The 21,767-nt window shown below is 35.3% G+C and carries 16 protein-coding genes; 14 read left to right on the forward strand and 2 right to left on the reverse strand.

Annotated elements, in window-relative coordinates; genetic code table 11:
- Nucleotides 1–19 precede the first annotated feature (19 nt).
- On the reverse strand, nucleotides 20–1,414 hold the full coding sequence (locus tag WMO38_RS04290; RefSeq protein ID WP_349161637.1) for an MATE family efflux transporter: 1,395 nt from the start codon (nucleotides 1,412–1,414) through the stop codon (nucleotides 20–22).
- A gap of 31 nt (nucleotides 1,415–1,445) precedes the next feature.
- Complete coding sequence (locus WMO38_RS04295) at nucleotides 1,446–2,855, reverse strand: methyl-accepting chemotaxis protein (RefSeq protein ID WP_349161639.1); 1,410 nt, start codon at nucleotides 2,853–2,855, stop codon at nucleotides 1,446–1,448.
- 247 nt (nucleotides 2,856–3,102) lie between these two features.
- Here WMO38_RS04295 and WMO38_RS04300 point away from each other — a divergent pair, with 247 nt between their 5' ends.
- The 14 genes from WMO38_RS04300 to WMO38_RS04365 all read left to right on the forward strand — a co-directional run bounded on the left by WMO38_RS04300 (nucleotide 3,103) and on the right by WMO38_RS04365 (nucleotide 21,526).
- Nucleotides 3,103–3,864 carry a formate/nitrite transporter family protein gene (locus WMO38_RS04300; protein WP_349161640.1) on the forward strand — a complete coding sequence of 254 codons (762 nt, stop codon included), beginning with the start codon at nucleotides 3,103–3,105 and terminating at the stop codon, nucleotides 3,862–3,864.
- 283 nt (nucleotides 3,865–4,147) lie between these two features.
- The gene (locus tag WMO38_RS04305) at nucleotides 4,148–5,485 is read left to right on the forward strand and encodes an ATP-binding protein (protein WP_349161641.1); all 1,338 of its coding nucleotides are present in this window, start codon (nucleotides 4,148–4,150) and stop codon (nucleotides 5,483–5,485) included.
- A 75-nt stretch (nucleotides 5,486–5,560) separates the two neighbouring features.
- Entirely contained in the window at nucleotides 5,561–7,090 is a 1,530-nt protein-coding gene (locus WMO38_RS04310) for a GH25 family lysozyme (protein WP_349161643.1), read from the forward strand.
- An 83-nt stretch (nucleotides 7,091–7,173) separates the two neighbouring features.
- Nucleotides 7,174–7,476: a Dabb family protein gene (locus tag WMO38_RS04315; protein WP_021865140.1), complete on the forward strand. Its 303-nt coding sequence runs from the start codon at nucleotides 7,174–7,176 to the stop codon at nucleotides 7,474–7,476.
- A 4-nt stretch (nucleotides 7,477–7,480) separates the two neighbouring features.
- Nucleotides 7,481–8,647, forward strand: a complete 1,167-nt coding sequence (locus tag WMO38_RS04320; protein ID WP_349161644.1) for a VanZ family protein — start codon at nucleotides 7,481–7,483, stop codon at nucleotides 8,645–8,647.
- Nucleotides 8,648–8,666: 19 nt separating this feature from the next.
- Nucleotides 8,667–9,923 (forward strand): extracellular solute-binding protein, encoded by a 1,257-nt coding sequence (locus tag WMO38_RS04325; RefSeq protein WP_349161645.1) that lies wholly within the window; start codon nucleotides 8,667–8,669, stop codon nucleotides 9,921–9,923.
- A gap of 54 nt (nucleotides 9,924–9,977) precedes the next feature.
- Entirely contained in the window at nucleotides 9,978–11,711 is a 1,734-nt protein-coding gene (locus tag WMO38_RS04330; RefSeq protein ID WP_349161646.1) for a methyl-accepting chemotaxis protein, read from the forward strand.
- 90 nt (nucleotides 11,712–11,801) lie between these two features.
- A complete protein-coding gene (locus tag WMO38_RS04335) occupies nucleotides 11,802–13,208 on the forward strand; it encodes a uracil-xanthine permease family protein (RefSeq protein ID WP_349161647.1) in 1,407 nt (468 codons plus the stop codon).
- Nucleotides 13,209–13,258: 50 nt separating this feature from the next.
- Nucleotides 13,259–13,906 carry a uracil phosphoribosyltransferase gene (gene upp / locus WMO38_RS04340; RefSeq protein WP_349161648.1) on the forward strand — a complete coding sequence of 216 codons (648 nt, stop codon included), beginning with the start codon at nucleotides 13,259–13,261 and terminating at the stop codon, nucleotides 13,904–13,906.
- A 141-nt stretch (nucleotides 13,907–14,047) separates the two neighbouring features.
- Complete coding sequence (locus tag WMO38_RS04345; RefSeq protein ID WP_349161650.1) at nucleotides 14,048–16,108, forward strand: putative bifunctional diguanylate cyclase/phosphodiesterase; 2,061 nt, start codon at nucleotides 14,048–14,050, stop codon at nucleotides 16,106–16,108.
- Nucleotides 16,109–16,285: 177 nt separating this feature from the next.
- Complete coding sequence (locus WMO38_RS04350) at nucleotides 16,286–16,693, forward strand: YbaN family protein (protein ID WP_349161651.1); 408 nt, start codon at nucleotides 16,286–16,288, stop codon at nucleotides 16,691–16,693.
- Between the two features lie 340 nt (nucleotides 16,694–17,033).
- Entirely contained in the window at nucleotides 17,034–18,209 is a 1,176-nt protein-coding gene (locus tag WMO38_RS04355; protein ID WP_349161652.1) for a BMP family ABC transporter substrate-binding protein, read from the forward strand.
- Between the two features lie 23 nt (nucleotides 18,210–18,232).
- Entirely contained in the window at nucleotides 18,233–19,933 is a 1,701-nt protein-coding gene (locus WMO38_RS04360) for a methyl-accepting chemotaxis protein (protein ID WP_349161653.1), read from the forward strand.
- Nucleotides 19,934–20,155: 222 nt separating this feature from the next.
- Nucleotides 20,156–21,526: an MATE family efflux transporter gene (locus WMO38_RS04365; protein WP_349161654.1), complete on the forward strand. Its 1,371-nt coding sequence runs from the start codon at nucleotides 20,156–20,158 to the stop codon at nucleotides 21,524–21,526.
- The last annotated feature ends 241 nt before the right edge of the window (nucleotides 21,527–21,767 follow it).

Raw genomic sequence — 21,767 nt, forward strand, 5'->3', positions numbered from 1 at the left:
AATAGCAGAAGCCGCGGTTTTATATAACTGCGGCTTCTAAAGATTTTTCGAGATTTTTCAATTCTTTTAATTCTCTTATTGTAAAATATCCACATACAATGGCGGCGGCTGCATCGGCGATAGGACCTGCATACATTACGCCATCAATTCCCATAAAAATAGGGAAAATAATTATAAGCGGAAGCAGGAACAATATCTGTCTTGTAAGTGACATAAATACACCAAGTCTTGATTTACCTATAGAATTAAAGAAATTTGATGTTACAGGCTGTATTCCGTTGATGATTGTCAAAAACATATATATTCTGAAATACCTTTCAGAAAACTTGAAATATAATTCACTTCCGTTACCGAATATACTGATAATCTGGCGTGGAAATACCTGAAAACATACAAATGCAATAAGCGATAAACCGGAAGCTGCAGCAAGTGCCAGCAGATATGTTTTACGTACACGTTTATATTTTTTGGCTCCGTAATTAAAGCCGATAACAGGCTGTGTTCCCTGAGATATTCCGATTACAAATGACATAAATATCATATTTACTTTTGTGATAATTCCGGCACATGCGAGAGGAATATCACCGCCATATACAGACATTGCACCATAATGTGCAAGTGTGTTATTCATTACAATCTGAACGACTGTCATTGCAATCTGGTTGAAACATGCACTTGCTCCGAGGATAAAAATATTTTTCCAATGATGCATTGAAACTGTAAAGCTGCTTTTGCTTAATTTTATATTTTTAAAATGAAACATATAGCGTAAACTTATGCAAAATGAAATTATCTGTCCAATAATAGTTGCAAGCGCAGCACCTGTCATTCCCATCTTAAATACAAATATGAAGACAGGATCAAGAATTGTATTTACAATTGCACCGATAAGCATTGATGTCATTGAATAGTTTGGACTACCATCTGCGAGAATCAGCTTGCTCATCCCTGTATTGGCTATCAGAAATGGAAAGCCTATAGCAGTAATACGTGTATATGCTTCTGCATATGGAAGTACATCAGGTGTTGCACCGAAAAATTTAAGCAGTGGTGTAAGGAATATAGTGGTTATAAGAAATAAAAGTATTCCCATTATAGTCATAAGAATTATTCCATTGCCGGCATATTTTTCTGATTCTTTCTTTTCACCTGCACCAAGATGCAGTGAGTAATTGGTTGCACAACCAATTCCGAGCAGGAGTGATATAGCCGTGCATGTTGTTGATAGTGGAAATGCAATATTTGTTGCTGCATTTCCAAGCATACCGATACCCTGACCGATAAAAATCTGATCGACGATGTTGTATAACGCAGTAACAAGCATTGATATAATACATGGAATTGCAAATCCTACAAGAAGTTTTCCCTCGTTTTTGTACCCGAGTGGATTTTCATTTTCATTATTGATGCTCATTGTGTGTTATCCTTTCTGATAAAATAATCAATTATTCTTCAAATGAAACAATCTGTGTTGCATTATTATAACCAAGCTGCTGCATTTTTTTCTGGAGATTATTAAGAGCTTTATCATATTTTAAGAAAGCATCATATGTATCGTTAAAATATGAGAGAGCTTTTTTGTCATCCCCATCTTCTTTTGCCTGCCATGACAGAGTGGCAAAGTGATGAAGAACTTCATGCGTTTTGACAAGCTGACCAAATTCCGGACTTTCAGTAAGACGGCTGTCAGTCTGGCTGTTCAGCCATTTTCCAAGCTTGCATCCCAAAGGGTTATCAACCTGTTTTTTCTTTAAGTGTTCAAATCCGACAATATTGTTGTATACACGCCATGTAAGAACATAGTGATCTACTTCAAATACACGCATCCAGTCCTGCTGTGTGATATTAGAACATCCACGAACCAGGTCACTTCTGGTCTTGTCAAGATAACGTCCTAATTTAAATACACGTTGTCCTGATTGTATACATTCATCAGATAAAATGTTATAACTTTGAGAAATATTTTCAATTTGTTTTGCAAATGATTTTGTTACACCGGTTTGCGTATCAATGTCGTTAAATATACTGTCAACGCTTACGCTTATGTTGTCCATCTGGTCATTCATCTGCTGTATAGCGGCAAGCGACTGCTCAACTTTCTTATTTCCTTCTCCAAGTGTGAGAGTTGTCTCATCCATTGCAGAGGCAAGTGAGTCAATGCTTTCTCTTAATTCAGCAACATATTTTACAATATCTTCGGCTGATTGTGAAGTGTTTGAAGATAAAATTCTTACCTGTTCGGCAACGACAGAAAAGCCTTTTCCGGCTTCACCTGCTCTTGCAGCTTCAATAGAAGCATTTAAAGCAAGAAGATTACTCTGGCTTGCGACATTTTGGACAATGTCAACAATTTCTTCTATTTTATTGATTTTTCCTTTGAAATCCTGGACATTCTGATTGATAGTGCTGATTTTTTCAGATGATTTATTGACAGCTTTAATACTGTCATTCATGTCTGTAGTTATATTTTGTGAAACTGATAGAATTTTGTGAGTGTTTGTGCGGATATCTCCCATTGCATCAGAAATGTTTTCAATAGAGCTTTCGAGATGCTGGCTCGAATTTTCCATGTGCTGTATTGATTTTGTCTGTGATTCGACCTGTTCCAGAGTATTCTTTATAAGAGTGTTGTCACCGATAACACCCATTGTTTCATTGAGACGCATTACAACAGGGTTATTTACTTCTGTAAAAACCTGCAGCATTTTATTGAGCTTTTCACCATATTCGGGGTTGTTAAAGTCAACAGGATTAACACCGCTGAAGTTACCTGCAATAATTTTATCAATAGTATCAAGTATCTGTACCGCATCATGGTCAGACAAAATCTCATCCTTTTTTTTTCTTTTAAACATGTAAAATCTCCCTATATATTATATTAAATTGTTCACTGAGTTACTTTGTAAACTATTATAACATGTAATTGGTAATAAAGTATTATTTTTTAAAAATTTGATAAAAGTGTCAATATTTTCTGTAATAATTACGTATTTTTTTGTTTTATTGGTTGACTTTAAAGAATCATAGGATTAAAATATCTCCGTTTGGCCTGTGTCTTGATGCAGGTGTTTAATATACAAAAAGGATGAAAGAGGAAAAAATATGCTTGACAGTGATTTGGAAATTATGAAAAAAGCGGCTTTTAACAAGGCTGATATTTGTAATAATCATTTGGGAAAATATTTTATAAGGGCGATTGTAGCAGGATTTTTCATAGTTGTTGCAACTATGCTTTCTAATGTGACAGCAGCGGTTTTGTTAAAAACATATCCGCAGTTTGGCAAACTTATAAGTTCAATATTTTTCTCAATTGCGATAATTCTCGTTGTTTTTATCGGAGGAGAACTTTTTACCGGAAATAATATGGTAATGGCGATGGGTGTGTATACAAAGACATGTAAAGTGTCAGATATGATAAAGACTTGGGTTATAAGTTATATAGGTAATTTTGTGGGTTCATTTATATTAGGCGGACTTTTTGTATGGAGTAATGCCTCACATCAGATTCTTGTTGATTATTACAGAAGTTTTATATATACAAAACTTGATGCGACACCGATGGAATTGTTTATACGTGGCGTTTTGTGTAATTTTCTTGTATGTCTTGCTGTCTATACAGGTATGAAATTAAAGAGTGAGAGCGGTAAGATGATAATGATGTTTTGTATTATTACGGCGTTTGTTCTGGCAGGGTTTGAGCACTGCGTTGCCAATATGGGAACATTTACAATAGGGTATATGCTTCTTGGTGATATTGGAACGGCAGCAGTAATAAAAAGCCAGTTTTTTGTTACACTTGGAAATATAGTTGGTGGTGCAGTTCTTCTGGCATTTCCGTTAAAGCAGATGAGTGCAGAGCACTAGAAAAAGCCGGAATTACGGAATATAAAAATAAATATCAAAATAAAAATATACAAAAGCGGATACCATACGAATAACGTATAGGTATCCGTTTTTTACGTGTATAATAAAATGAATTTACATGAAATGTGTAAAAAGCTTTAAAAGTCGCTCATAAAATGTGATAAAAACATAAAAAGTGGCTCATGAAATGTGTAAAATTATCAAAAAGTGGCTCATGAAACGTGATGAAGTGTGTACTTTTGATTGAAATGGTGCTAAAATAGGGATATGAGGAGGTGCGGTTATGTATTTAAAAAGAAAGATTGACGATTATCTTATAAAATGGAAACAAAATGACGAAAGGTTACCATTGATAATAAAAGGGGCGAGACAGATTGGAAAAACTGAATCTATAAATAATTTTGCAAAATCAAATTATAACAATGTTGTTTATATTAATTTTGTATTAGAACCTAAGTATAAAGTGATTCTGGGTGATGGATATGATGTTGAAAGCATAATAAAAAATATAACATTGTTATCACCTGAAAAAAAGTTTATAGCATATGAGACATTGATGATATTTGATGAAATACAGGATTATCCTGACATAGCAACATCTTTGAAAGCATTTAAAATTGACGGAAGATTTGATGTAATATGTAGCGGTTCACTATTAGGGGTTAATTATAAAAAAATTCACAGTAACAGTGTTGGCTACAAAACCGATTATGAAATGTTTTCAATGGATTTTGAGGAATTTCTGTGGGCAAAAGGATATGGCAGTGATGTGATTGAAGATATATTTAATCATATGAAAGAATTAAAGTCGTTTAGCGAGACACAGCTTACAGTATTTAAGAAAACATTTCTTGATTATTGTATTCTTGGAGGAATGCCAGCAGTTGTAAAACGGTATATTAAGACAAACAGTTTTTCTGACACATTGGATATACAGAATCAGATAAGACTTGATTACGAGGAGGATATAAGAAAATATGCAGAAGGGCTTGACCAGACTAAAATTGTAAGTGTTTACAGAAATGTACCTGCCCAGCTTGCAAAAGAAAATAAAAAATTCCAATACAGCATGATAAGTAAAAATGCAAGAGGACGTGAATATACAGGATGTATAGATTGGCTGAAAGATGCAGGCGTTGTCTCAATATGCTATTGCCTTAATTATCCTGAACTTCCGCTGAAAGGTAACTATGATGAAACAAAATTTAAGCTATATTATCCTGATACAGGTTTGCTTATATCAACAATGGACGAAGAGGCTCAGGATGATTTGAGAGCAAATAAAAATCTTGGAATATATAAAGGTGCACTGTATGAAAATTTTGTTGCGGAAGCTTTTATAAAACAAGGATTAGGATTATACTATTATAAGAAAGATAATTCAACATTAGAAGAGGATTTTCTTGCGAGAACAAAAAATTGTCTTGTTCCTATAGAAGTGAAATCAAATAATAACAGTTCAAAATCACTGCGTCAGCTTATAAAAAACAAAAGTTATTCTGATATTCAATTTGGTATTAAGCTTGCCGATAGTAATATAGGATACAGTGATAATGTGTACACATTTCCGTATTTTTGTGCATTTATGATTAAGAGATATTTATCCGATTTCAGCAGTTAATGAGTCAGAGTCAATACACATGTATGTGCACATTTGGTGGTGGCAGCAGATTATGAAATATTGGGAGATTATGTTATGATTAAATTTATAAAATTATTTAAGAAAGACAAAGACGAGTTCGGATATCTTACAGACGAGCCGTTTGACATAAGAAAAATCATTCCTGTTGCGGCATTGCTTGCAGTGGCAATAATTGCAGTTGTTATAGTTGTTGTGATAAATTCCGGCAAAAAGAATAAGACAGCCGGAACGGTTGATGTTGTAACAGAGACTACAACTGCACAGAGTGTGACGCAGACAGGCTGTGCTTCTGATACGGCAACACTTTCTTCTGATGAAGAAAAGCAGGAAGACCCTCAGTATGAAGCCGACATGGGAATGTCAGATGGAGGAAGCGGTGCTTCGGTCACTCTTTCGGCGGGAGGCAATGAAACGGCAGATACGACAATCGGCATAGATGTTTCTAAATATCAGGGAACTATAGACTGGGCGGAAGTAGCATCATCCGGTGTTGATTTTGCAATGATACGAGTCGGTTACAGAACACAGAAAACCGGTGTAATATATGCTGATACTAATGCAAAATATAACATGCAGCAGGCAGCAGCCAACGGAATAAAAGTCGGAGTATATTTTTTCTCATCAGCGGTAAATGAGAGTGAAGCAATTGAAGAAGCTGGCTGGGTTGCAGATTATATTGCAAATTATAATATAACTTATCCTGTGGCATTTGATTGTGAGGGCTTTGACTCGGCGGACAGCAGGCAGAATGGTATGTCTAATGATGACAGGACTAATGTTGCAGATGCATTTTTACAGGAAATATATTCAAGAGGTTACACGCCGATGTTTTATGCTTCAGCATCGCATCTTACAGGAAACAGCAGATGGAATACATCAACACTTGAAAATAATTATAAAATGTGGGTTGCACAATATCCGTCAGTTCCGTATCCGGATACATCCTCAACATCTTATTCGGGAGCATGTGCAATGTGGCAGTATACAAGTAATGGAAATGTAAGCGGAATAAGCACAAATGTTGATATAAATGTTGCATATTTCGGATACAGCCAGAGTGCGGGAACGATGAGCGGTGAGACGGCTGCGGCTGCAAGTGCAGATGTTGAAGCAAATATGAATTTTACATCGGTAAATGATACTGTTACAGCAAAAGAATATGTAAGATTAAGAAATAAACCTAGTCAGGACACTGATTCAACAATAATTGCGACATTAAATAACGGTGAGACGGTGACAAGAACAGGAATCAGTGACAGCGGCTGGTCAAGGCTTAGCTATAACGGTCAGAATGTTTATGCTGTATCGAGCTATCTTACAACCGATTTGTCCGCACCGACGCAGACAGAAACACAGCAGTTTATGACTCAGTTTATAAGCTGCGATGATGAGGTAACTCCGAAAGATGAAGTTAATCTGAGGTCGAAGCCAAGTTATACGGATTCGGATTCGATTGTTGTTGCGTCGGTTAAAAATGGAACGATTCTTACAAGGACAGGTTATAACAATGAAGTTGGCTGGTCGCGTGTTGTATACAATGGACAGACGCTTTATTGCATTACAAGTTATCTGATTGTGAAATAAAAATATTGATATTTCTGCCAAAACAGCTCGAAATATAGTATAATATTAGAATATCAGTAAAAAACAGATTGGAGATAAAAGGTATGATTAAACACGTAATTTTATGGAAATTAAAAGATGAACTTGGTAAAGAAGAAAAAGAAAGTGTCAAAAAAGGTATAAAGGAAGGACTTGAGGGACTTGCAGGCCAGATTCCGGGACTTATTGATGTTCATGTAAATATTAACGGGCTTGAGTCATCGACAGCTGATGTAATGCTTGATACAACATTTGAGAGTGTTGATGCATTAAAAGCATATGCTGTTAATCCTAAGCATGTTGCGGTTGCAGACGGTAAAGTAAGACCATATACAGCAATAAGATCATGCCTTGATTACGAAGTTTAAAAAAATGCAGATATATTTAAAACCTATAATATCAGCGTGTTATGTTTTTCCGGTTCTTGCATTGCTTTTTACAATACCATATATTTTGTATGAATATCACAAATATGGTTCTATACTTGTGTTGAGAACCGGAATTATATATACGTTTATATTTTATATGCTGACGTCATATTTTATGACAATACTGCCGCTCCCACCGCTTGATTCTGTATCACCTGACTCAGCGTGCATGCTGCTTGTGCCGTTTGATGCGGTTAAAAGAGTGATTGTAAATTCACATATTAATTTTAAAAGTCCGGCAACATATATTAATATATTCAGCTGTGCTGATTTCTGGCAGATAATATTTAATATACTTTTATTACTGCCATTTGGAGTGTATCTGAGATATTATTTCAGAAGGAAATGGTGGCAGGTGCTTATAATGTCATTTGCGTACAGCCTCTTTTTTGAGCTTACACAGTTATCTGGTCTGTATGGAATATATAGATATCCATACAGATTTTTTGAGATTGATGACCTTATATGTAATACTCTTGGTGGAATGACTGGATATTTAATCACGCCGCTTTTTGTATTTTTTATACCAAAAAGAGAAAGATTGGATGAGATGGCATACAGTCGTGGTGAGATTGTATCAGAATTCAGAAGAACTGTTGCGTGGATTATTGATATTGCATTGATAATTGCACCTGTTGTGGGCTTTTTTGTATTTAACAAAGAAATAATTATTAATATAATATATGATTCACGTTATATCATGTGCATTTCGGCGTATGTAACAATTGTGTTTACTGTTGTTACAGCTGCATCAAAAGGCCGGACTGTTGGAAAAGCACTTGTTAATATAAGGCTTGTGAATGGCACAAATGAAAATATTATGGCTGACCGCACCAATTTTAAAGAAGCCGGGATTTTCAGGTTGTTTTTCAGATACATCATATTATATATGATAGAGCTTCCTTCACTTATATATGCATATGGCTTATATAAACTGACAGAAACAGCCACCGGCTGGGAATATGTGTTTTATGGCATCGGATGCGGGATATTTATAATAATAGCGGCATATTTTGTCGTTGACCTGGTATTATGCCTTTTCAGCGATACCAGAAATATGATTTACGACAGAATCACGGGAATAACGCACATGAATATGGTAAAAAAATAAAAAAAGGAGAAATTTTGTTATGCAAAAAAAAATAAGGAAAGTTATGTCAGTTTTTATGGTATCTGCACTTCTGTTTTCAGGGTGTGGTATACATGGAACAGATAACGTTAAAAAAGAAGAGGACAACGAAAATAATAATATTGTAAAGCTTACTGTATGGAGCGAGAAAGATAATGTTGATACAACATCAAAAATGGTGGAGAGTTTTAAAGAACATTATAAAGATGAGGCACAATTTGATATTACAATTGATGTTCAGGCAGATGCTAAAGTAAGAGATGTAATGCTTACAGATGTACATAATGGTGCAGATGTTTTTTCATTTCCTGATGATCAGCTTACATCACTTGTTGCAGGTGGTGTTCTGGTTGAGATACCTGATGCTGAAAAAGTAAAATCTGCTAATATTGAAGAATCGGTGAAAGCGGCTACGTTAGATGATAAAATATATGCATATCCTATGACAGCTGATAACGGTTATTTTATGTACTATGATAAAAATTATTTTTCGGCTGATGATGTAAAGTCATTGGATAAAATGATGTCGGTAGCGGCATCATCAGGAAAGAAGTTTGCCATGGAATTTAATTCGGGGTGGTACATGTATACATTTTTTGGTAATACAGGTCTTAATTTATCAATTAATCCTGATGGCGTAACTAATAAATGTAATTGGAATTCTGAATCTGGTGATATTAAAGGAACGGATATTAAATCAGCACTTTCAGCTATAGCATCAAATCCTGGATTTGTAAGCATGCCTAATGGAGATATTGCGGCTGCAATGAAGTCAGGGGATGTTATAGCAGGTATAAGCGGTGTATGGGATGTTATGAATGTAAAAGCAATATATGGCGAAAATTATGGTGCATGTAAACTTCCGACATATACTGTTGCAGGCAAGGAAGTACAGATGTCTTCTTTTACCGGATATAAGATGATGGGGGTTAATGCATATTCAGAGAATAGGGACTGGGCATGCAGACTTGCGGACTGGATGACTAATGAAGATAATCAAAAACTGAGATTTAAAGAGCGTAATCAGGGATCGTCAAACATAAATGTGGCAGCTTCAGATGAAGTGAAAAAAGTTCCAGCAATACAAGCTGTAATTGAACAGTCTAAATATGGAACATTGCAGCGAGTTGGCAACAGTTTCTGGGATGCATGCAAGGATTTTGGCGATACGATATTGAGTGGAACTAATAATGGAATGACAGACCAGGAGATTATGGATAAACTTGTTAATGGTATTACAGCATCAACTATTAAGTGATGGCTTTTATGATATTGCATTGCTTATATTAAGATAAGCAGAATGGAGACTTTTATGGTAAATAAAAAAAGAACAAGCTTAAAGGTACTGATACTTATTCCCGTATTTATTCTTGGAATATTATCTGTGGTATCCAATATAATGGCTATTAATAATATAAGAATGGTTAATTCAAATGCATCTGATATTACGGATGATTGTATGAATAGTATATCAGAACTAGGTGAAATCCAGAGTGCAACACAGTCAATACATAAGCTGGGGTTGTCTCATATTATTGCAACTGACCTTAATACAATGATTTCTGTAGTGGAAAATATAAGGAAGGAACAGTCAGAACTTGAAAATAATCTTGAAGATTATAAGAAGTATGTCAGTGATTCTGATCAGGAAGTTTATAATTCACTTGTACAGAATTATGAAATTATGAAAAAAGAGCTTGGAAGTATTATGGCATATAGTGCACTTGGTAAGAAAGAAGAGGCATATGCATTGGCAAACGGAGTAGTAAGCGATAGCAGCAGTGCAATACAGGAAAATATAAATGTATTAAAAGAACATGCTAATTCTACAGCTTCAACTGCAAGAGAAAGACTTTCGGCAGTATATACAGGTTCTCTTATATGTAGTATTGTTATTATTGCAATAAGTATATTGTTACTGCTTACAGCATTGTATTGTGTTATGAAATATATTATAAAACCGATACTTGCAACGAATAAAGATATTAGGGAAATTATAAGTGGAATAGATAATGGAGAAGGTGATCTTACTAAGAGAGTTACAATACTGTCTAATGATGAGATTGCTGATCTCGGTAATGGAATTAATATTTTTATGGAAAAACTTCAGGGAATACTTAAACTGATTATTGAGAATACAAACCTGATGGAAGGCGTTGTAGAGGCCGTAGATAAAAGTGTGGCTGCCTCTAATGATAGTGCTTCTGATTTATCAGCAATGACAGAAGAATTATCTGCAACTATGCAGGATGTAGGACAATCAGTTAATGTTATTAATGACAGTGCGAATAATGTACGTGAAGACGTTGATATAATAGCATCAAAGTCAAATGAAATTAATACATTTTCTAAGCAGATGAAAGAAGATGCTGATAATATGGAAAGTAATGCCAGAAACAATATGGAACAGACAAGTGAAAAGGTTGGTGAGATACTGGAAGTACTAAATAATGCGATTGAAGACAGCAAAAGTGTTGACCAGGTTAATAATCTGACTAATGATATTTTAAGTATATCAAGCCAGACCAATCTTCTTGCATTGAATGCATCGATTGAGGCAGCGAGGGCTGGAGAAGCAGGAAAAGGATTTGCGGTTGTTGCAGAAGAGATACGCCAGCTTGCAGATTCAAGCAGAGAAACAGCAAACAGAATACAGCAGATAAATTCGGTTGTAGTTAAAGCAGTATCTAATTTATCAGATAACGCTAACAATCTTGTTAAATATATGCAGCAGACGATACTCCCTGAATTTGAAAGGTTTGTTGATAGTGGTGCTTCATATAAAAATAATGCATCATATATTGAGGATGCTATGAATGAGTTTGTATTAAAAACTGACGCTTTAAAGAAAAACATTGATGAGATAGCAGGTTCTATTAACACTATTACGGCTGCGGTTGATGAAGGTGCGGAGGGTGTCAACAGCACGGCAGAAAATACACAGAACCTTGTTGAAGATATAGTTAATATCAGTAGCAAAATGAAAGAAAATAAGGCTATAGCAAAGACACTTCAAGAAAGTACAGATATATTTGCTATTTTTTAAATTGCTGTTTTTTAAATGAAAAAGCATGTTTAAAAACTGGGTAAAATATGTTATCATTATGTAAATTATTTTTAACAGGGAGAAAAACTAATGAACGAGAAAAATCAAGAAGCTGTTCGTGATGCACGACAGCTCGGAATTCCGAAAATGCTGATTCTTGGAATACAGCATATGTTTGCCATGTTTGGAGCTACGATTCTGGTACCTATTCTTGTAGCAGGATATTTTCAGAATTCATGTGGCGAACCAATAACAAGAGGTCTTACAGTATCTGTTACACTGTTTTGTGCCGGTATTGGAACATTAATTTTCCATGTCTGCTCAAAATTTAAAGTTCCTGCATTTCTTGGCTCATCATTCGCATTTCTTGGTGGATTTTATACAGTAGCCAATCTCAATACAGGAGTTTATGCCGATATGGGTGCTAACGAGAAAGCTGCATATGCATGTGGCGGTATCGTTGTAGCAGGTCTGTTATATCTTGTTATAGCTTTAATTTTTAAGCTTGTCGGTGTGAACAGAGTTATGAGATTCCTTCCACCGGTAGTTACAGGACCAATTATTATTTGTATTGGTCTTTCACTTGCTTCATCAGCAATATCTAATGCTTCAACTAACTGGTTTCTTGCCGTAGTTGCACTTGCCGTAATAATAATATTTAATATCTGGGGCAAGGGAATGTTTAAGATTATTCCTATTCTTATGGGTGTAATCATTTCATATGCTTTTGCATTGATTCTTAATGCATTTGGAGTTACAAATCCTGATGGTTCAGCAATACTTAATTTTGCATCTGTTTCATCAGCAAGCTGGATTGGTTTTCCAAAATTCCAGATTTGCAAGTTTGATATTACAGCAATTCTTGTAATGGCACCTATCGCTATTGCAACAATGATGGAACATGTTGGAGATATGTCAGCTATATCAGCTACTGTTGATGAGAATTTTATAGCAGATCCGGGCCTTCACAGAACAATAATGGGTGATGGACTTGCTACAGCGTTTGCAGGTCTTATTGGTGGACCGGCTAATACTACATATGGTGAAAATACAGGTGTTCTTGAACTTTCAAAGGTATATGACCCAAGAGTAATAAGAATTGCTGCAGGCCTCGCAGTGATACTTTCATTTATACCTAAGTTTTCAGAGATTATTTCAACAATGCCGGCAGCCATAATCGGTGGTGTATCATTTATGCTTTATGGTATGATTTCAGCTATTGGTGTAAGAAATGTTGTTGAAAATAAGGTAGACCTTACAAAGTCACGTAACCTTATAATTGCCGGTGTAATCTTTGTATGTGGTCTTGGTTTTTCAAATGGACTTACATTCACAATAGCTGGAACTCATATTACACTCACAGCACTTGCTATCGCAGCTATTGCAGGTATTATCCTTAATGCTGTTTTACCGGGTAATGATTATAGGTTTGGTGTAAATCCAAGCGGAGACCAAAGCCGTGGTGTATATGTAAGCAACACAGATGATGAAAAATAGTTAAAAAGCAAATAATACATCTATATAGATGGAAAAACAGAGGTTAAGTTATGATTAATTTTAAAGAAGAAAAAAATATTACAATTTTTGAACATCCGTTGATTCAGCACAAAATTTCAATTTTGAGAGATAAGGAAACAGGAACTAATGAATTCAGAAAGCTTGTAGAAGAGATTGCTATGCTTGAAGGTTTTGAGGCAATGGGAGATCTTGAACTTGAAGATGTAGAGATTGAAACTCCAATTGAAAAATGCATGACTCCTATGATTTCTGGACGTAAACTTGCGGTTGTTCCGATTCTTAGAGCTGGTCTTGGTATGGTTTCAGGTATTCTTGCCCTTGTACCGACTGCAAAAGTAGGTCATATCGGTATGTATAGAGATGAGGAAACTCATGAACCACATGAATATTATTGCAAACTTCCAAGCCCTATTGAAGAAAGGCTTATTATTGTAACAGACCCAATGCTTGCAACAGGCGGCTCAGCAGTAGATGCAATTGATCAGATTAAAAAGCATGGTGGCAAGAAAATTAAATTTATGTGTATTATAGCTGCACCGGAAGGTCTTGAGAAGCTTCATAAGGCTCATCCTGATGTTCAGATTTATGTAGGACATCTGGACAGACAGCTCAATGAAAATGCATATATATGTCCGGGTCTTGGCGATGCTGGAGACAGAATTTTTGGTACAAAATAATAATAGACTTGTTTTCTAAATAAAAAAAATGGTTTTATGCCGGAAATCTTTATTGAAAATTAATATTGATTTCCGGCTTTTTTATGTTATCATTATTAATATGAAATATATTAGACGTGTAAAATTTGGTAGGTAATGCATATGGATAAATCATTGAGTATTGATACAGGGCATCATGAAAAGCTATATCAGGAAAGAATGAACTTTCTGCTGACGGGAGAAAAGGATAGGGTTTGTTCTATATATATAGATGTTACGGATGATAAGATGCTTGCTCTTATAACACGTAAGCATAAGTATAATGACAATGAATTAAATAATATTTCTGTGAGATGCTGGCTTGATAAATACATATATCCTAATATTTCTGATGGATATAATCTGGAAGAGTTTAAGAACGGTTTCACCAGAAAAGCTCTGTTGGAAGACTTTGAAAAAGGTGAACGTAATATACAATTTTATCATAGTTATTATGGTGAAAATGGCAATTTGAAATTATACAAAGTGCGTGTCAGTCTTATAAAAAATCCGTACAACGGTCATATTGAAGCATATGCGGTCTGGAAAGACAGAACATTAAAATATATTGACAAAGAGATAAGTAAAATTCTGTATAACAATGATTATATAGGAATCGGAATTATAGACAGTTGTAAAGGAAATCTGTATATGCGTGCTGCTCACTTTGAGGGCATGGAATTTGAAGAACAGAAGTCATATGTATATGATGATATAGTAAAGCAGATGAGTGAGATAAGAATTGCCAATGAAAGTAAAGAGCAGTTCTTAAAATGTACGGCACTTGATTACCTTAATGATAACATGAATATAGCTGGAGTGTATTCATTTAATGTTTATAATATAAAAAATAAAGTTGAAAGATACAGCTATCATTGGTTTGATAAGAAAAAAGGTATTATTCTTGTTGTTGTTGAAGATATGACAAAAGAACTCGAGACTGATAGTGTTACGGGTGCATTAAACCGTGAAGGATTTGTTCATAAAGCAGAAAATATAATTAAAAATAATCCTGACAAAGATTTTGCACTTTTATATTTTAATATCCAGAAGTTTAAGGCGATTAATGATTTATATGGTTATGCAGCAGGAGATACGGTGTTACATCAGGCTGTTAATACTTTACAGACTTCATTTTTGAAACCGCTTGCAATATCAAGGATAGAAGCAGACCGATTTGTTGTGCTGGTTGATAAGAACAATCTGGATTTTGAAAAGCTCACATTAATACTTCATCGTGTTTATGATAAAGATGGGATGAAAGTAGATATATATGTAAGATGTGGCATTTATTATATACCGAAAGACACGGATTTGAGTGTTTCTGATATGTGTGACAGGGCAAAGCTTGCAAAATTATATATACCTAATCAGTATGTACAGCCGTATGCTATATTTAATGAAGACATGAAATATGATTATGAGCAAAGAAGTCTTGCTCTGATTCAGCTGGATGATGCTATAAAAAATAGTGAGATAAAAGTGTTTTATCAGCCTATATATGATGCAAAAACGAAGCAGATATCATCGGCGGAAGCTCTTGTGCGCTGGGTTTCACCAAAAGGCGTAATACTACCGGGTAAATTTATTCCTGCACTTGAAGAAAGCGGGCACATAACAAAGCTTGATACATATGTACATAAAAGTGTCCGTAGATTTATGGAAAATAGATATAAAAACGGAAAAAAGATTGTTCGTGTCGCAGTCAATTTATCAAGAATGGACCTGATGGATGATGAAATCATGGATTTGATTATTGATGATGTAAAAGATGAACACTATTCAAAACAGATGGTTAATTATGAAGTAACTGAGTCGGCATATGCAGATGTTTCCGGTAAAGGTACCAATTTTCTTATGCAGCTTCACGATAACGGTGTAAAGCTTCTTATTGATGATTTCGGAAGTGGTATGTCATCATTCAGCACATTAAGAGATTACGATTTTGATATAATAAAGCTTGATATGGGGTTTGTGCAAAAACTTGGTGAAAATAAAAAATATAATAATATAGTAATGTCAATTATTGAGCTCGCACACAGACTTGATATGAAAGTGGTCGCAGAAGGAGTGGAGACAAAAGAGCAGGCAGACTGTCTTAAAGAATATGGATGCGATTATCTTCAGGGATTTTATTTTTCAAAACCGCTGCCTGAAGAAGAATTCGCAAAACTTCTTGATTAATAATAATTATATTTGATATGATAATTTTAATGAGTAAAATACATATGTCAGATGAGTAGTATAATTTATCATTTGACATATGTATATTTTTTTGTTTATAATGCCAATAGTTAGTTGTAGCTAATACAACTTAGATATGCATAACAATATTATAAATGAAAGGTATTATAATTATAAATGAAAAATATTATAAAAAATCCAATTAAAATTCTTTGGCTTGCAGCGGCATTTATCTCAATGGCACTTGGTGCGATTGGTGTTATTCTGCCGGTATTGCCAACTACGCCATTTCTTTTACTTTCTTCCTTTTGTTTTGCAAAAGGGTCAGAGCGTTTTCATAAGTGGTTTACAAAAACAAAGCTTTATAAAAAGCATTTGGATAGTTTTGTGAAAAATCGTGCAATGACGCTTAAAACAAAGTTTTGTATATTGATACCTGCATCATGTATGCTTGTTCTTGCAATGATTGCAATGTCGAACATATATGGAAGAGTGTTTATCATATTTCTTATAATATTCAAATATGTATATTTCTTTACAAAGATACAGACAATACCATCTCCAGCAAAAATAGAAACCGAATAGGGCAGAAAAGATTATTTCGTATCAACAGTTTCGTATGTACAGACATTTTCATAAAGTTCGACGCCGATAATTTCAAGTGCTGTGTGAGATACTGCTTCTTTAATTTTGTCAAGTGCAGCTGCAAGAGCCTTTTTTCCGCCGATTATAAGAACCGTTCTGCCAAATTTGAAATTTTTTTAAAATTGTGTATTTTTGAGCAATTTTATCTATATTTTTTGAAAATGTAATATATTACAAAAATTTTATTGTTTTCTATTGTAAAAATAAACATGTGTATGATATTATCAAACTAAATTATATATTGTTTTAGTGAATGATAATTGAATATGAGGTGATGCGAATGAAAAAAATTAAATCATTTTTTAAAATATTGTGCATGTTTGTTTTATGTGCTTCGTTTACAGGCTGCGGTGTGAACGGCAATGTCGATGATTATGCGGTTAATACGGGCTACGGGGATTCTGATACGGTAAAAAGCTCTTCGGGAGTATCAAAGGACAGCATAAAGGTTGGGGTAATTCATTTGTCTGATCCCGCCGATGGCAGCGGATATACATATACTCATGATATTGGGATTATGGGTATGCAGCAGAATCTCGGATTGTCGGACAGTCAGATTATAAGAAAGATTAATGTTAATGATTCGGACAAGGAGGCTACGAGAAAAGCGATAAAAGAATGTATTGACGAAGGCTGTAACATAATATTTTCAACAAGCTGGGGCTATATGGAGACAACGGCACAGATGGCAGAAGAATATCCTGATGTTTATTTTTCTCACGGAACGGGTTACATGAGCAATGGAAAGAATTTTAACAATTATTTCGGAAGAATATATCAGCCGAGATATCTTAGCGGAATAGTTGCAGGAATGAATACAAAGACGAATAAAATAGGTTATGTTGCCGCAATGGGTTCGGAAAATTCAGAGGTTACGGGTGGAATTGATGCTTTTGCTTTGGGAGTTTATTCTGTGAATCCTTCAGCTCAGATATATGTAAAGGTGACAAACAGTTGGTATGACCCAGCAGCTGAGAAAGCTGCGGCATCTACGCTTCTTAACATGAACTGCGATGTTATAGCACAGCATTGTGATACCACATATCCGCAGCTTCTTGCACAGCAGAAAAATGTATATAGTATAGGATACAATTCCGATATGAGTAAAGATGCACCCGATGCCTGCCTTTGCAGCGTTATATGGAACTGGAGTGCATATTATACGGCGGCTGTACAGAGTGTTATTGACGGAACGTGGGACGGAAGCAATTATTACGGCGGTATGAATGAAAATATTGTCGGCATAACACAGCTTGCTGATTTCTGCAAATCGGGAACACAGCAAAAGGTTGATGAGGCAAAGAAGGATATTATATCGGGAAAACTCGGAATATTTGACGGAGTTATAGAGACCAATACGGGAACGACAGTCGGAGAGAGCGGAAAAACACTCAAAGATTCGGATATTACGGGAAATATTAACTGGTATTTCAAAACTGTGACATTAGTACAGTAAGAGAATAATGGGAGGAATATAGCATGAATCTTAAAAAGAAAATATTGGCGGTTACAATCATTCCTGTACTTGTTTTGGGTATAGTTTCCATAATCCTTACTGTAACTATGGTAAAAAGTTCTGTTATGGAACAGGTTGAGGAAGCTTTAAAAGGAACCGCATCGTCTACTTTGGCGGCATATGACCAAAATGCGGGAGATTACATTGTAACCACAAGCGGAGATATATGGAAAGGAAGTTACAATGTATCCAAGTCGGAAAATCTAGTTGACAGAATAAAAGAAAATACAGGTATGGACGTTACATTTTTCTACGGAACAAAAAGAGTGATGACATCGGCACTTGACGCAAATGGGGAAAGAATTCTTGGTTCGCCTGCGGGAGATGTCATAACGCAGAAGGTGTTAAATGATGGAGAAGAATATTTTACAAGCCGTGTTTCGCTGGATGGAGTTATGAATTATGGCTATTATATGCCTGTATATCAGAACGGAAGCAATGATGAGATAATCGGAATGGTGTTTGTCGGAACAAACAAGGCGGACAAGGACGCTGTTTTAAACAGAATTATTGCAATGATATGCACCGCTGTTGTCATTGTTATGGCTATATGTATCGGCATAAGCATGAAGATTGCATATTCTATAAGTTCAGATATAAAGAGAAGTGTAGGAATCGTGGAACAGGTTGCGGGAGGCAGTCTTAATATAGACGTTGACAAAAAGCTGTTAAACCGCAAAGATGAAATAGGTGATTTGGCACGAGGCACAGTATCGCTTAGCAATGCGATGAACTCGGTAATTAACGAAATATCGAGTAATTCAAAGCTTTTGCTTGAAACTTCTGGTGTTCTCGGCGAGGCGGCGGACAATACCGACAAGACAATGAATGAAGTAAGTGCAACCGTTAATCAGATGGTTGAAAATTCATCAATACAGTCAGCCAATTCCAAAGCTGCGTTTGACCATATGAAGATTATGGAAAACAACATCAGCGAGACTACATCAGAGGCGGCTCTTCTTAACGAATCAGCCGTGTCTATGCAGAAGTCAGGAACAAAGGTTTCTGAGACGCTTTTTAAATTGTGCAATATCAATGATAATGTAAAAGATATAATTGAAGAAGTAAAAGAGCAGACAAATCGCACAAATGAGTCTGTAAACAAAATTAATTCGGCAATCTCATTTATTTCGGCGGTTGCTGAAGAGACTAATCTTTTGAGCCTTAATGCGTCTATAGAGGCGGCAAGAGCAGGTGAAGCCGGAAAAGGCTTTGCTGTTGTTGCACAGCAGATAAAGAAGCTCGCGGAGCAGTCTAATGATTCAAGTAAGCAGATTGACGATATAACAAAGGTTCTTATGCAGGATTCGTATAAATCTGTCGAGATTATGCAGAAAATGCAGGATATAGTTATAAGTCAGAGCGAAAGCATGGAAGAGACCCGTATTATTGTGGGACAGGTTCTTAATGATATACGCAGTTCAAAGGACAGCATAGAATTAATAATGAACAGTACGGTTAAACTTGAAGGTTCAAGAAATAAGGTGTCTGGTGCCGTTGAAGAACTTGCAGAAATTGCGGGACAAAATATGGAAAGCACTCAGAGAACATTTGAGGAGACGCAGAAGGTTACAGATACGTTCAAGGAAGTGTATTCAGGAGCCGTCAAGCTTAGGGAGATTGCTGACAAGCTGGCTGAGAGTGTGTCATATTTTAAGATGTAATAAAAACTGCTTACAGTTCATAAGGCAGATTATTATAGTGATACGTTATTATATTGAAATTAAAACTTTAAATTAATAATATTAAAAATTAATATAAGATATGTTGCATTTTCTCATATCAGGTGTTAGTATAATTAACTGCTGCGTAGATTTGGCGTGATTTAAAGGCCGGATTACGTGCAAAAACTAAAGTTAATTATACCTGATATGAGGAAATTTTTTATGAGTGGAATAAAAACAGAAAATACGTCCTGTGGAATGGATATGACAAGCGGTTCTTTGTGGAAAAAGATAGTTCTTTTCAGTATACCGCTTATGATGTCGCAGGTTCTTGAGGTTCTTTTTAATATGTCCGATGTGGCAGTTGTCGGTAAATTTGCAAGCTATGAGGCACTTGGGGCGGTTGGTTCGACTACAATTTTAGTGACGCTTTTTACAGGATTTCTTATAGGAATGGGTTGTGGTGTCAATGTAATAGTGGCAAGGCAGCTTGGTGCAAGACAGCACAAAGATTTGAAAGATACAATTCAAACAGCATTTATTCTGTGCCTGATTGTTGGAATTATTGTAAGCATTATATGTATTTCATGTGCACATTTATTGCTGAATCTATTAAATACAAAAGAAGAACTTATAGACGGTGCGATGCTTTATTTCAGAATATATGCACTTGGTATGCCTGCCATGGCAGTATACAACTTCGGTAATGCTGTTATGAGTGCCGGAGGAGATACAAAGCGTCCGTTACTCTATCTTTTTATAGCAGGAATAGTAAATGTATGCCTTAATCTTATATTTGTTATCGGATTTCGTCTGGCAGAACAGGGTGTAGCAATGGCTAGTATTATTTCGCAGTATATTTCAGCTACACTTATTATGACTAATCTTTTGCGAAGAAATGATGTGTGCAAGCTTCGTCTTTCGCAGGTAAGAATAAACAAGAATGCAGCGAAAGCGATTCTTATGCTTGGAATCCCGGCAGGAATCCAGAACGCAATATTTGCGATTGCAAACCTTTTTATCCAGAAAGGTGTGAATTCATTTGATTCTGTTATGGTTTCGGGCAATTCCGCAGCTGCCAATTTTGATGCACTTATATATAATGTAATGTCAGCGTTTTATACAGCGTGTTCAAGTTTTATGGGGCAGAACATGGGTGCTGGAAATAAAAAGAGAATGCTTCACAGCTATTTTATAAGCATTGTATATTCATTTTGTGCGGCAGGAATTCTTGGAACTGTACTTTTTGTGTTTGGACGCCAGTTGTTGTCGTTGTTTACTAGTGAGCCGGCTGTTATAGACGCCGGGATGGCAAGAATAAAGATTATGGCTTTTTCGTATGCGGTATCTGCATTTATGGATGCATCAATTGCTGCATCGAGGGGTATAGGAAAGAGTGTTGGACCTACAATTATTGTTATAAGCGGTTCGTGTGTATTCAGGGTTGCATGGGTATATACAATATTTGCATATTTTCACTCTATACCTTCATTGTATCTTGTCTATGTATTTTCGTGGACAATTACAGCTATAGCAGAAATAGCATATTTTGCATACAGTTTCAAACATTTGAATGTAAGAGGAAGATATTAGTAAAAATCCGACACAGGTATTTGTAAAAAATTAACAAAAAAATATAATAATCGGTAAAATTCATTGACATATTTATGATATAAGTATATTATTTATACATACTTTAATAAAACACATACGCAAAAGTCTTTTCTTATGGGTATTTTTAGTTATTAGTTCACTGCGTGTTTTATTAATGGTAAGCGTGATAATGAAAGGAAGTGTGTGGTAAAAAATATAATTTAGTAAAATGTTCGGAGGG

This window comes from Lachnospira hominis (ex Hitch et al. 2025), assembly GCF_040096395.1.
Lineage (GTDB): Bacteria > Bacillota > Clostridia > Lachnospirales > Lachnospiraceae > Lachnospira > Lachnospira hominis.

Excerpts from the sequence above, each read along its gene's own strand:
- WMO38_RS04300 (WP_349161640.1), top strand. The coding sequence starts at position 3,103 with ATGCTTGACAGTGATTTGGAAATTATGAAAAAAGCGGCTTTTAACAAG.
- WMO38_RS04345 (WP_349161650.1), top strand. The coding sequence starts at position 14,048 with ATGGATAAATCATTGAGTATTGATACAGGGCATCATGAAAAGCTATAT.
- WMO38_RS04350 (WP_349161651.1), top strand. The coding sequence starts at position 16,286 with ATGAAAAATATTATAAAAAATCCAATTAAAATTCTTTGGCTTGCAGCG.
- WMO38_RS04360 (WP_349161653.1), top strand. The coding sequence starts at position 18,233 with ATGAATCTTAAAAAGAAAATATTGGCGGTTACAATCATTCCTGTACTT.
- WMO38_RS04355 (WP_349161652.1), top strand. The coding sequence starts at position 17,034 with ATGAAAAAAATTAAATCATTTTTTAAAATATTGTGCATGTTTGTTTTA.
- WMO38_RS04365 (WP_349161654.1), top strand. The coding sequence starts at position 20,156 with ATGAGTGGAATAAAAACAGAAAATACGTCCTGTGGAATGGATATGACA.
- WMO38_RS04290 (WP_349161637.1), bottom strand. The coding sequence starts at position 1,414 with ATGAGCATCAATAATGAAAATGAAAATCCACTCGGGTACAAAAACGAG.
- WMO38_RS04295 (WP_349161639.1), bottom strand. The coding sequence starts at position 2,855 with ATGTTTAAAAGAAAAAAAAAGGATGAGATTTTGTCTGACCATGATGCG.
- WMO38_RS04320 (WP_349161644.1), top strand. The coding sequence starts at position 7,481 with ATGCAGATATATTTAAAACCTATAATATCAGCGTGTTATGTTTTTCCG.
- WMO38_RS04335 (WP_349161647.1), top strand. The coding sequence starts at position 11,802 with ATGAACGAGAAAAATCAAGAAGCTGTTCGTGATGCACGACAGCTCGGA.
- WMO38_RS04310 (WP_349161643.1), top strand. The coding sequence starts at position 5,561 with ATGATTAAATTTATAAAATTATTTAAGAAAGACAAAGACGAGTTCGGA.
- WMO38_RS04325 (WP_349161645.1), top strand. The coding sequence starts at position 8,667 with ATGCAAAAAAAAATAAGGAAAGTTATGTCAGTTTTTATGGTATCTGCA.
- WMO38_RS04315 (WP_021865140.1), top strand. The coding sequence starts at position 7,174 with ATGATTAAACACGTAATTTTATGGAAATTAAAAGATGAACTTGGTAAA.
- WMO38_RS04305 (WP_349161641.1), top strand. The coding sequence starts at position 4,148 with ATGTATTTAAAAAGAAAGATTGACGATTATCTTATAAAATGGAAACAA.
- WMO38_RS04330 (WP_349161646.1), top strand. The coding sequence starts at position 9,978 with ATGGTAAATAAAAAAAGAACAAGCTTAAAGGTACTGATACTTATTCCC.
- upp (WP_349161648.1), top strand. The coding sequence starts at position 13,259 with ATGATTAATTTTAAAGAAGAAAAAAATATTACAATTTTTGAACATCCG.